Here is a 12,213-nt window from a genome sequence, read left to right on the forward strand (position 1 = left end):
ATGAAAAGTGCGTAAAATATTAGTGGAGGTTAAATATGTTTGGAACACTTCAAGATAATAGAGAAGTAGAAAAAATTACTATTAAAGATGGTAACTGTGAAGTATCAATCCTTACACTTGGCGCTATAATTCAGTCCTTTAAATATAAATTATCAGATGGATCTGTTAGAGAAATCATTTCAGGAAGTGATTACTTAGATAGCTATGTCGATGATTCAACATATAAGGGCCAGATAGTTGCTCCATTTGCTAATAGAATTAGAAACGCAACCTTTTCTATGAAAAATGAAACATATAAATTAGAAAGGAATAATGGAAAAAATAATCTTCATAGTGGTAGTGCAAATACTGGATATGATGTTTGGAATGTTTTATTCAAAACGCCTAATGGTGTTGTATTAAATACCTCTACTAAGCATCTAGGTGGTGGTTTCCCTGGTAATATTGGTATTACTGTAAAGTACACATTATCAAATAATACACTTTCGATTAATTATACTATGTCAGCTGATAGAGATTGTGTAATTAATCCTACTAACCACGTCTATTTTAACTTAAATGGTGAAAATAGTGATGCACGTGAACAAAGCATCATGATTGATGCAGATAGATATACAAGAACAGATGAAGATTTAATCCCTCTATCTGTTGATCCTGTTAATGAGGATTATGATTTTAGGACTATGAGGAGAATTAGAGATAGAAGAGATGGTATATATGATACCTGCTACGAGCTTAATTCTGGTAGAGCTGCTATTTTAAGAGGAGATGACCTCGAAATGACAGTTACTACAGATAGACCTTGTATACAGCTATATACTGGAGAGTTCTTTGATTCTCGAAAGGCAAGAGGAAATGGTGGTGCGTTTGCGGCTTTAGCTCTTGAAACTAGTTCCCACATAGATCCAATGAATTGCGATAGAATTGAGGAGGTACTGCTAAAGCATGGTGAGATTTTCAGATCCATAACCTCCTATTCTCTAAAGGAGATTAAGAAATGAATGTAAAGCTCATCGGTATTACTGGTGGCTCCGGTAGTGGTAAAAGTACAGTAGTAAGAAAGATTTCAGAGGCTCATCCTGATAGTATTTGTATTGCTCAGGATAATTACTATAAAAGTGCTTCCTTTGTAAATAACCATAATATTTTGGCGTTTAACTTTGACCATCCAGATGCCTTTGATATGGATTTGATGGTTGAAAATCTTAAGGATCTAAAGGCTGGTAAGGCTATTGATATGCCTCAATATGACTTTGTTAAGCACCAAAGAAAGCCAGAAACAAAGCATATTGAGCCTAAAACAATTATAATTGTTGATGGCTTGATGGTACTTTACGATAAGAGAATTAGAGATTTACTGGATTTAAAGCTCTTTGTTGATACTCCATCTGATATTCGCTTTGTTCGTCGTTTACAGCGTGATATTAAGGAAAGAGGTAGAACAGTTGAGTCTGTAGTTGAGCAATATATAAATGTTGTTAGACCAGGACACTTTAACTTTATCGAGCCTTGTAAGGAATATGCTGATCTTATTATCCCTGAGGGAGGATATAATGAGCATGCATTGGATGTAATAATTAAGTACATTCAAACTGTTGCTAACCAGCTTTAATTTTTCTTTTTAAAAATAATAAATTGTTCTTTAATTTGCTTAAAGGAAAAGCTTTCTGGGACCTCATCTACACCTCCTAGAAAGCTATTTCTACATCTAAGGAGTCTAGAGGCTCCTAATATAGTTCCTTTTATAATTCCATGCTTTTCAACTGCTTGAATAAAATAGCTACTACAGGTAGGTATATAACGACACTTACCTATACCCATGATTGGAGATAGATAGAGACGATAAAAATATATTGGAATTAAGAATATCTGTCTAAGGATTCTCTTCATTACCCTCACAGTAAGATGTTTTTTCTTTTGTTGCAACACACCACTCTTTGAAAGTATCATCAAATATATGAAGTTAAGTGATAGGTTGATAGATTCTCTTTATAGCGGTGAGCATAGTGTTATTTCAGTTAGCGGGGCAGGTGGAAAGACCTCAACGTTAAGGTTGTTAGCAAAAAAATTTAAAGAAAGGGGACTTTCTGTTTTAATTACTACGACAACTAAATTCCAAGGTCCAAAGCAATTTGATTGGGATTGTGATTACTATTACTCAGATGAGGCTAGTGTCTTAAACCATGAAGTAAAGAAGGGGAAGGCTGTATATTTTGCACACTTTAATTTAGTTGATATGAAAAAATATACATCTCCACGTTTAGAGATTTTATCAATATTAGTAAATAGATTTGATGTAACAATAATAGAAGCAGATGGATCTAAGATGCTTCCTTTAAAGCTTCATAGTGAAAGAGACCCTGTAATAATTGATGAAACTACTGCAACCTTAGCAATTATGGGTGCCTCTGCATTAGGGTGTAGCAAGGATAATGTATGCTTCGGTTTAGATGGTGAAGGTATTGTTGATATAGAATTTTATCAAGAGCTAATAGACAATAGAGAAGGAGTTTTAAAGAGAGCTAAAGGAAAAACATTAATCTTAATAAATGGGTGTGATGCTGTAGAGAATAGAAATGCTTTTCTTTCTCTTCATGCTCCTTGCCCAATTATCTTAGGTTCAATATTAAAGGATGAAATATATGTTTGAAATTGCTTCTAAGCTTGAGAGCTTAAATTTATCCTTTGCATTAGTTACTATCGTAAAAACTAAGGGAATAGTTCCTAGAAAGAGTGGAAGAATGGTTGTACTTCCAGATGGCTCTTCATATGGAACTGTCGGTGGTGGTGACTTAGAAAGAAATGCAATAAAAGAGACACAGCTTGCATTTAAAGCTAAAGAGAATAGATATATTTCTCATAAGCTTCCAAAGGGGGAGGTTGAGATGGTTATAGATTTAGTAAAGATGAATAGAAAGCTATATATAATTGGATATGGACACGTTGGAAAAGCTATTGGAAAGCTTATGTATGATTGTGGATATAGTATCCACATCCTAGATAGAGAGGAAAAGGTGTGTCCATATGCTGCAGCTATAAAAATTGCAAATAGCTGGGATAAGCTATTAGAGGGCATAGAGCTTGATGAGGATTGTGCAGTAGTAATTACTACACATGAAAAGGAAGAGATTTTAAAGCACTTAGATTTATCAAAGGCTTTTTATGTTGGTTTTTTATCATCAAGAGCTGGTGCGATAAAGTATGAACCAAATTATTTTGTTCCTATGGGCCTTGATATTGGAGCTGAAAATCCTGAGGAGATAGCAATTAGTGTTGCCGCTGAGATATTAAAGACTGAGAATAAAAAGAGTGGTGTAAGTATATCTAGAGATATTAGAAAGTGTATTCTAGTTCGTGGATGTGGTGATTTAGCTACTGCTGTTATGATAAGGCTACACAATGCGGGCTATAATGTTCTTGGAGTTGATTTAGAAAAGCCTACTCAAATTAGAAGAAATGTTAGCTTTGCTGAAGCAATCTATGAGGGTGAAATGAGTGTCATGGGTGTTAAAGCAAAGAAAATAAATAATGTTGAGGAGCGTTTTGACCTTTGGAAGGATAGTATTATTCCAATATTAGTAGATGAGAAGCTTGAGAAGCTAAATGAAATAAAGCCTGCTGTAATTATTGATGCAATAATTGCAAAGAGAAATTTAGGAACTAAGCTTGATATGGCACCTCTTGTAATTGCACTTGGACCTGGCTTTGAGGCTGGTGTTGATTGCCATATTGTAATTGAAACTAATAGAGGACACTCCTTAGGTCAAATTATTAAAAAGGGAAGAGCTCAAGATAATACAGGTATCCCAGGCTTAATTATGGGCTATGGAAAGGAAAGAGTATTACGAAGTCCTTGTAAGGGTGTGTTTAAGGGAGTTAAGACCTTTGGCGATATAGTTAAAAAGGGCGATGTAATTGCTTATGTCGATGAAACTCCAATTTTAGCTACAATCGATGGAATGGTTAGAGGTATGCTTAGAAGTAATCTTGAGGTAACTGAGGGCTTTAAGGTTGCTGATATAGACCCAAGAGGAGAGGGCATTAAATATAATGAGCCTAGCGATAAGGCTAGAGCTATTGCAGGTGGAGTTCTTGAGGCTGTTGATTCATTTTTCAATAGAGCAATGTAATTGTTAAAAGATATAAAAAGGAATATGCTTTTTAATATGGAAACACAACAAAGGATTAAGGATGTAAGAAGGAGTGCTCTTACTCTTTCTTTGATGAGTGATCAAGAGAGAAATTCTTTAATCGATAAAATTAAAGATGCATTAGATTCTAATAGAGAATATTTGATTGAAGAAAATAAAAAGGATTTATTTAGTGCTAAGGAAAAGGGAATTAGTGATTCTGTTTTGCATCGTTTAGTCTTTGATGATTCAAAAATTAATTCCTGTATATCATCACTAATAGCAGTAAAGAAGCTTGAATGCCCTACAGGTAAGATAATAGCTAAAAGAGAGCTCGATGAGGGATTGATACTTGAAAAGGTTACTTACCCGCTTGGTGTTATTGGTATGGTATTTGAAGCTCGTCCTGATGCGATGGTTCAAATTATATCGCTCGCATTAAAAAGTGGAAATGGAATAATTCTAAAGGGTGGAAGTGAAGCATTTAACACAAATAGAGCAATTAGAAAAGTTATCCATGAGAAGCTAAAGAGTGATGATTACATATTACTTTTGGAGAGTCATCAGGATGTAGATGATATGCTTAAAATGGATAAGGATATCGATTTAATTATTCCTAGAGGCTCAAATAAATTTGTTAAGTATTGTATGGACCATACAAATATTCCTGTAATGGGGCATGCTGATGGTATTTGCTCAATCTATGTCTCTGATAAGGCTGATTTAGCGCTTGCAACTCCTATAATTGTTGATAGTAAAATACAATACCCTGCTGCCTGTAATGCAGTTGAGACAATATTGGTTAATAATAATATTGCTTCATCATACCTTCCTGTTTTAAAGAAGGCTTTAGAGGAGAAGGGTGTAAAAATTCATGGTGATGAAGAGGTAAGCGCTATTATCGATTGTATTCCTTCATCAGAGGATGAGTATGATAGAGAGTATTTAGCTTTAGAGCTTAATATTAAGATTGTTGGGTCTATCGAGGAGGCAATAAATCATATTGCTGCTCATTCCTCTCACCATACAGATTGTATAATAAGTACAGATCAAAAGGAAATTGATACTTTCTATTCATCTGTTGATTCAGCAGATGTATTTTCAAACTGCTCAACTCGTTTTGCAGATGGCTTTAGATTTGGTCTAGGTGCTGAGGTTGGTATTTCAACTGGTAAGCTACATGCTAGAGGTCCTGTAGGTCTTGAAGGACTAACTACATATAAATATCAGCTAAGCGGTAGTGGTCAAATAGTAAAGGATTATGCAGCTGGCACTAAACAATTTACTCATAAGGAGCTAATGTAATGCGAGATTTTTCCTCCTTTAAAAGAGTTGTTGTTAAGGTTGGTACCAATTTACTATCTTCTGCCGATGGAATTGATGAAAGCAGAATAAATAAGCTATGTGCTCAAATTGCTAAGCTAAGGGAGATGGGCTTTCAGGTTCTACTCGTTACATCTGGAGCTATTGGTCTTGGAGCTAAGGAAATAAAGCATAAAAATAGAGTAGTTCATATTCCAATTCGCCAAGCCTGTGCAGCGATTGGACAACCAATATTGATGGATCATTATAGGAGGGCCTTCAGTGAGCATCATATAGTATGCTCTCAGGTTCTATTAACTAGAAATGATTTAAATAATAGAAAGACTTATAATAATTTAAGAAGCAGTGTTTCTACTCTATTAGCACTTGGAATTGTACCGATATTTAATGAAAACGATGTAATTTCAACTGCTGAAATAGGTTCTGCCTTTGGTGATAACGATAGAATGAGTGCAATGGTTGCATCAAAAATCGATGCAGATTTATTAATATTACTTACCGATATTGATGGCTTATATACTGGTAATCCAAAAATAGATAAAAAGGCTGTTTTAATTAAGGATATTAATAAGATAGATCAAACAATTATGGCATATGCAAAGGGTGCGGGCTCAACCTTCTCAACAGGTGGTATGAAGACTAAGCTTTTAGCTGCATCAATTGCATCTATGGCATATTGTGGAACTATCATTGCTTCTGGTTATGTTGAGGATGTATTAATTAAAATTATGAATGGAGAGGAGATAGGTAGCTATATCCATCCTGGAAGACGCCTAAACCAAAGAGAGCGTTGGATAATTAATAATTCTCATGTTGGAACGATTGTTGTTGATGAAGGTGCAAGACAGGCTCTATTTGGTCATAGAAGCCTACTACCTTCTGGAATAATTAAGGTCGAAGGAATTTGGGAAGAGGGGGACGTTGTTGCAATAGCAGGCCCAGATGGAAGACTATTTGCAAAGGCTGTTCCATATTTTAATTCTACTGAGGTTGCTTTGATGATGGGACATAAAACTCATGAAATCGAGGCAATATTAGGAGAAGGTAAAAAAGATTGTATCTTTAGACCTGAGGATGTGGTATTTTTAAACGATGCAGAGTCATTATAGAACAGAAATAAGAAAACAAGATATTGGCATGCGTATCTCTGCACTCTATAGACAGCAGCAGCTATCTATTGGAATCTTTGATGTGTCTAGTGTCGATGAGCTTAAGGAAACTATAGATTGGTACATTCAAAATATGAATTGTGCTATTCATGTTATTATGCAGGAGGATAGGTTTGAGGAGTACTCCTTTGGAGAGCTCTATCCTGATGTATCCTTTATTCTTTTTAAATCCTTAGTAAGCCTCGGAGAGCAGATAAATGTCTTTGCTAATGAGTGCTATGCTACATATTTCTTAGTTGTTCGCTCTGATATCCAAATTATTGGTTTTACTGGCTCTTCATTACTAAGTCTAATGCAGGATAAGAGACATCCTGCATGTATTACTCCTATTATGCTTAACTGCGATATGGAGGTTCTACCAACAATAAGAAAGCCTTATATTAAGGGGCGTGAGCTATGTCCACTTTCCTTTGAGCCACCACTCGAAATAGGGCAGACAGTATTAAATCTATATCCAGTTATGGGTCTTGGGCTCTATGATAGAGCGCTGTTTCAGCGTCTTAGAGGTTTTGACCAAGAGATTATGGGAGAGTATTACCAGCTACTTGATTTAGGAATTAGAATGCACCTCTTTGGCTACTGCATTTTAACATTCTCTGATTTCGCTATTCGTTTTTCTACTAAGCATTCAATAATTGAGGATAGAACTCAATGTGAGGGTATGGAAAGATGCTATACTAGAGCTTTATCAATTCATAGAATAGCTGGTAAGAATGTAGTAGAGAAGTGGAAGCCTTATGTTGATAAGAAGCTTTTAAAGGAAGAGGTTAAGAGTAAGCAGGTTATTTTACAAAAAACAGATTTCTTCACCTTAATTAAGGATTGGGACCATGAAGAAAATTAATCTTTTCTTAATTCTCTTTATTTTTATTTCATCCTTTTTATTTGCAAATCCCTTTAGTGGAAATGTATCTCTTATTGTTATTGATGCAGGACATGGTGGTAAGGATCCAGGTGCTTTAAGTGGGGAAATAAATGAAAAGGATATTGTCCTTGCAGTTTCTAAATATTTATATGATAACCTAAAGAGTGATTATAATTGTGTATTAACAAGAGATAATGATATCTTTCTAGAGCTTCAGGAACGCTGTGATATCGCAAATAGCCAAGCCTTTGATGTTAATGGATACCCAATATTTATCTCAATTCATGTTAATGCAGCTACCTCAGAAAGTGCAAATGGATTTGAGCTCTATATAAAGGATGATGAGAAAAAGCTATCTCTTCTTTCAAAAGCTACATCCTCAACTCTTATTAGCAAATACTCTTCATACAATAATATTATGGTTAATCAATATATAAATAAGGTAAATGAGTATCTTGCTTCTACTATTGAAAGCTCTATAAAAAGAGCCTTCCCTCTATATAAAAACCGTGGGATTAAGGAAGGAAATTTATATGTTTTAAACCAAACCTTTATGCCTGCAGTTCTAATAGAGCTTGGCTTTATTACTAATTCAGATGATAGAAGTAATTTAATTAATCCAGAATGGCAGAAAAAAATGGCAGATGCTATTGCATCGGCCATTAGATCACTTTAATTATTCTGTTCTGCTTTGAGCTCTTTAATTAAATTGAGCTTTAGCTCCTTAAGATTTTCAGAGAGTGAAACCTTATAGATATGAGGGTTTATCTGTCTCTTATAGCTCTTATGGAACTGAAGTAAGGATACTTGAACAAAGTTTTGAATTTCTCTTATATCTCTCTTTTGACTTACTCTCTTACCATCCTTCATCTTTAAATTTAAAAGAGGTCTAATTGTATGGTAGTTTTGTGGCTTCATAACGAAGTAATCTGCCATACTAAATGGATGATAGAAGGTATAAGCCTTACCACATTCTATCTTTTCATCATTTAAAGCAATTAGATCTGCTAATGCATTTCCTGAAGCATCGTAGAATCTATAGACCTGCTTAATACCTGGGTTAGTAGTCTTTTCAAAGCTATTACTCATCTTCATAGTTGGTTCAAAGACACCATCCTTCTCTTTAGCTGCAAGCTTATAAACACCATTTAAGCTAGCTTGACTACCACCTGTTACTAGGTGAGTACCAATTCCCCATGAGTCGATAGGAACACCATCTGAAACTAGAGTTTGAATAATTTCTTCTGTTAAATCGTTAGAAACACAAATTGTAGCTTCATCTAAGCCTGCCTGGTCAAGTCTATCTCTGATTACTCTAGGTAGATATGAGAGGTCTCCTGAATCGATTCTAACACCCATATTCTTACCCTTAGCTTTTAATTCAAGACCAACCTTAATTGCAGCATCAATACCACTACCAAGTGTATCGTAGGTATCAATTAAGAAGATTGCATTATCTGGATATATCTCTGCAAACTCTCTAAAAGCCTCTTCCTCGCTATCAAAGCTCATAATCCAGGAGTGTGCCATAGTACCAGCTACAGGAATGTTGTACTTTCTTCCTGCATATGTGTTACTTGTTACCTTAGTACCTCCAATAAAGGATGCACGAGATGCAATGTGAGCACCATCCTCACCTTGAGCTCTTCTTAAACCAAATTCCATGATTGAGCCCTTACCTTTAGTTGCATATGTCATTCTACATGCCTTAGTTGCAATAAGAGTCTGGAAGTTAAGCTGGTTTAGGATAAAGCTTTCAATTAGCTGAGCATCCATCAGGTTAGTTTCGATTCTAACTAATGGCTCTCCAGGAAAGGCTGGAGTTCCTTCCTCAAAGGCATAGAGGTCACCAGAAAAATGATATGTTGATAGATAGTCTAAGAAGTCCTCTCTAAAAAGATTTAAATTCCTTAGATATTCAATATCATTATCTGAAAATCTAAAGCCCTCGAGAGCATCGATCACCTCCTCTAAGCCTGTGAAGATGGTGTATCCTCCATTAAATGGATTATTCCTATAAAATACATCAAATACAACTCTAGGGTTGTGCTTCTTAATGAAGTAACCCTGCATCATTGTTAGTTCATAAAAGTCAGTGATCAATGCAGATTTCATATTATTCAACCTTTCTTAGAAATTTTGTCAAAACCACAATATGGTACGAGAACTGGAGGAATAGAGATAGAGCCATCTTCATTCTGATAGTTCTCAAGAATTGCTACCATTGCTCTAGAAAGTGCTACAGCTGTTCCGTTGAGCATGTGTACAAACTTGATCTTACCATCATCGTCTCTATATCTAATGTTCAAGCTTCTTGCCTGGTAATCTGTACAGTTACTAGTACTTGTTACCTCACCATATTCACCATTGTCACCTCTACCTGGCATCCAAGCTTCGATATCGAACTTACGATAAGCAGGAGCACCGAGGTCACCTGTTGCTGTATCTACAACACGATAAGCAAGTCCAAGGCCAGAGAAGATTTCTTCCTCAATAGCAAGAATTTGCTGATGGAAGTCATCACTTTCTTCAGGAAGACAGTAAATAAACATCTCAAGCTTACTAAATTGGTGTACTCTATATAGTCCCTTTGAATATTGACCTGCACCACCTGCTTCTCTTCTAAAGCAGTGTGAGAGTCCTGTCATCTTTATTGGAAGATCCTTTTTGTCGAGGATTGTATTTTGGTAGTAGCCACCAAGTGTAATTTCAGCTGTACCAACAAGACATGTACCTGTTCCTTCGATAGTATAGATATTTGACTCAGCTCCTCTAGGGTTAAAGCCAATACCATTAAGGATTTCTTCCTTAGCGATATCTGGTGTGATAAATGGTGTAAAGCCATGCTTGATTACGATATCCATAGCATATCTCTCAAGTGCCATCTGAAGGATTACTGCTTGGTTCTTGATGTAGTAGAACTTCTGTCCTGCAACCTTAGCACCACTATCGAAATCGAGGATGTCTAATGCTTCACCTAATTCAACGTGGTCCTTTGCCTTAAATGAGAAGGTTGGAACCTCTCCATGGAATTTAACTGCTAAAGAATCCTTATCCTCTTTACCAATTGGAGCATCCTTATGTGCATAGTTAGGAATTGTTCTTGCTTCCTCAGCAAATTCTGTGTCGATCTTTGCAAATTCAGCTTCCTTTAAAGCAAGCTCATCCTTAATTGCTTTACCTTCGTTAATTAAAACACTTCTTTCCTCAGGAGTGAGCTTTGCCTTCATCTTCTGAGCTGTTTCATTTCTCTTTGCACGAAGTGTCTCGATCTCAAGGAGAAGAGCGGCTCTCTTATCCTGGTCCTCGATAATTTTATCAAGGTCTACCTTCATATAACGGTTTTCAATGTTAGCTTTAATCTCGTCGTAGCGTGATTTAAGTTCCTTTACATCTATCATTTTATTACTTCTCCTTAGCTATTTGCTCTAATTCTTTACTTTTTTCACTTGCGCTGATAACTGCCTTTATAACAGCATTATCAAATCCATTAGAATATAACTCATTCATGCCTTTTATTGTAGTTCCCTTTGCTGAACAAACCATACTCATCAGCTCAACTGGATTTTTACCACTTTCCTTTAAAAGTGATGCAGCACTTAATAGAGTATCTGTTGCAATCTTTACACTTTGAGTGTAGCTAATGCCTTGATCTGTTCCACCCATTGCTAATGCATGAACAAATTCAAATACATATGCTATTGCAGAGCCTGATATACCGATGAAGGCTGGGAATAGTGCTTCATCTAAAATAAATGCTGAACCAAAGTGATTGGCAACATCTAATGCAATTGAAAGAAAATCCTTATCACATTGCTTTGCTGCTGCAACAGCTGTTACTGCATTTTTAGATCTAGCTGCAAGGTTTGGCATAAATCTTACGATATTACTTGAGCCAATTTTTCTTTCTAATACCTCAAGAGGAACACCAGCTGCAATTGAGATAAATTTCTTATTTTTATAATTACTAAGCAAATCATATAAGATTGGTAATATTTGTGGCTTTACAGCAATTAGGATGATATCAGCTTGAGAGAGCATTTCATCTACATCTGAAAATACTTTGGCACCTGTAATAGCCTTAGCTTTCTCAATATCTGTATCAAATACTAGAGTTTCATATTGTCCTATTAAGGATAGGGCAATAGAGGAACCCATATTTCCACACCCAAGAAAACCTATTTTCATATATTTTCCTCCCAAGAATGTCTATGTAGCTCTCCCTTTAATGTAAAATTATCAGAAAAACCATTTTGCCTATAATATTCATATGCAGCAATTGCAGCTGAATTAGATAGGTTTAGACTTCTTGTTTCTCCCACCATTGGAATTCTTACACATCTTTCTTTATATTGAAGAAGGATTTCTTCTTCAATACCTCTGCTTTCTTTTCCGAAAATTAAATAAACATCTTTATCTTGTGGATATTTTACATCGGAATAAGTTTTTCTTGCCTTGGTAGTAAAGAAGAAGAGCTCATCAGTGCCATGCATTGATAAAAACTCGGCTGTATTTTTGTACGTTGTAATAGTTACATCCTTCCAATAATCAAGTCCTGCATGACGAACTGCTTTTTCACTAATATCAAAGCCTAAAGGATATACCAAATCTAAACAGGTATTAGTAGCTGCACAGGTACGTGCAATATTACCTGTATTTTGAGGTATCTCTGGCTCGAAAAGAACTATATGTAGCATATAGCTATGATACACATTTATCACTTTTT

Annotated in this window: 13 protein-coding genes; 8 read left to right on the forward strand and 5 right to left on the reverse strand. The window is 35.6% G+C overall.

Annotated features, from left to right (window positions below):
- Window positions 1-35: 35 nt before the first annotated feature.
- Both FYJ80_RS00865 and udk read left to right on the forward strand, forming a co-directional pair.
- Entirely contained in the window at window positions 36-1,001 is a 966-nt protein-coding gene (locus FYJ80_RS00865) for an aldose epimerase family protein (protein WP_154424236.1), read from the forward strand.
- On the forward strand, window positions 998-1,612 hold the full coding sequence (udk, locus tag FYJ80_RS00870) for a uridine kinase (protein WP_154424237.1): 615 nt from the start codon (window positions 998-1,000) through the stop codon (window positions 1,610-1,612). The genes FYJ80_RS00865 and udk overlap by 4 nt, the downstream gene beginning before the upstream one ends.
- Here udk and yidD read toward each other — a convergent pair.
- The gene (gene yidD, locus FYJ80_RS00875) at window positions 1,609-1,890 is read right to left on the reverse strand and encodes a membrane protein insertion efficiency factor YidD (RefSeq protein ID WP_235899558.1); all 282 of its coding nucleotides are present in this window, start codon (window positions 1,888-1,890) and stop codon (window positions 1,609-1,611) included. The two genes, udk and yidD, sit on opposite strands and share 4 nt — an antisense overlap.
- A gap of 67 nt (window positions 1,891-1,957) precedes the next feature.
- Between yidD and yqeC the strand changes: the two genes are divergently transcribed.
- Genes yqeC through FYJ80_RS00905 form a run of 6 tightly spaced genes read left to right on the forward strand, consistent with a single transcriptional unit; the run spans window position 1,958 to window position 8,163 of the window.
- Window positions 1,958-2,650: a selenium cofactor biosynthesis protein YqeC gene (gene yqeC / locus FYJ80_RS00880; protein WP_154424238.1), complete on the forward strand. Its 693-nt coding sequence runs from the start codon at window positions 1,958-1,960 to the stop codon at window positions 2,648-2,650.
- Window positions 2,643-4,130, forward strand: a complete 1,488-nt coding sequence (gene yqeB, locus FYJ80_RS00885) for a selenium-dependent molybdenum cofactor biosynthesis protein YqeB (protein WP_206360891.1) — start codon at window positions 2,643-2,645, stop codon at window positions 4,128-4,130. Before yqeC ends, yqeB begins: the two co-directional genes overlap by 8 nt.
- 36 nt (window positions 4,131-4,166) lie before the next feature.
- A complete protein-coding gene (locus FYJ80_RS00890; RefSeq protein ID WP_154424240.1) occupies window positions 4,167-5,435 on the forward strand; it encodes a glutamate-5-semialdehyde dehydrogenase in 1,269 nt (422 codons plus the stop codon).
- Complete coding sequence (proB, locus tag FYJ80_RS00895; RefSeq protein WP_154424241.1) at window positions 5,435-6,562, forward strand: glutamate 5-kinase; 1,128 nt, start codon at window positions 5,435-5,437, stop codon at window positions 6,560-6,562. Before FYJ80_RS00890 ends, proB begins: the two co-directional genes overlap by 1 nt.
- Window positions 6,546-7,466, forward strand: coding sequence for a hypothetical protein (locus tag FYJ80_RS00900; RefSeq protein WP_154424242.1), 921 nt, complete (start codon window positions 6,546-6,548; stop codon window positions 7,464-7,466). The genes proB and FYJ80_RS00900 overlap by 17 nt, the downstream gene beginning before the upstream one ends.
- Complete coding sequence (locus FYJ80_RS00905) at window positions 7,453-8,163, forward strand: N-acetylmuramoyl-L-alanine amidase family protein (RefSeq protein ID WP_154424243.1); 711 nt, start codon at window positions 7,453-7,455, stop codon at window positions 8,161-8,163. Before FYJ80_RS00900 ends, FYJ80_RS00905 begins: the two co-directional genes overlap by 14 nt.
- Here the strand turns inward: FYJ80_RS00905 and FYJ80_RS00910 are convergent.
- Genes FYJ80_RS00910 through FYJ80_RS00925 form a run of 4 tightly spaced genes read right to left on the reverse strand, consistent with a single transcriptional unit; the run spans window position 8,160 to window position 12,184 of the window.
- Entirely contained in the window at window positions 8,160-9,602 is a 1,443-nt protein-coding gene (locus FYJ80_RS00910) for a nicotinate phosphoribosyltransferase (protein ID WP_154424244.1), read from the reverse strand. The two genes, FYJ80_RS00905 and FYJ80_RS00910, sit on opposite strands and share 4 nt — an antisense overlap.
- Window positions 9,603-9,607: 5 nt before the next feature.
- Window positions 9,608-10,888: a serine--tRNA ligase gene (gene serS, locus FYJ80_RS00915; protein WP_154424245.1), complete on the reverse strand. Its 1,281-nt coding sequence runs from the start codon at window positions 10,886-10,888 to the stop codon at window positions 9,608-9,610.
- Between the two features lie 4 nt (window positions 10,889-10,892).
- Window positions 10,893-11,675: a pyrroline-5-carboxylate reductase gene (gene proC / locus FYJ80_RS00920; RefSeq protein WP_154424246.1), complete on the reverse strand. Its 783-nt coding sequence runs from the start codon at window positions 11,673-11,675 to the stop codon at window positions 10,893-10,895.
- On the reverse strand, window positions 11,672-12,184 hold the full coding sequence (locus FYJ80_RS00925) for a tRNA (cytidine(34)-2'-O)-methyltransferase (protein ID WP_154424247.1): 513 nt from the start codon (window positions 12,182-12,184) through the stop codon (window positions 11,672-11,674). Before FYJ80_RS00925 ends, proC begins: the two co-directional genes overlap by 4 nt.
- Between the last annotated feature and the right edge of the window lie 29 nt (window positions 12,185-12,213).

Origin of the sequence: Bullifex porci (assembly GCF_009695635.1) — a bacterium.
Lineage (GTDB): Bacteria > Spirochaetota > Spirochaetia > Sphaerochaetales > Sphaerochaetaceae > Bullifex > Bullifex porci.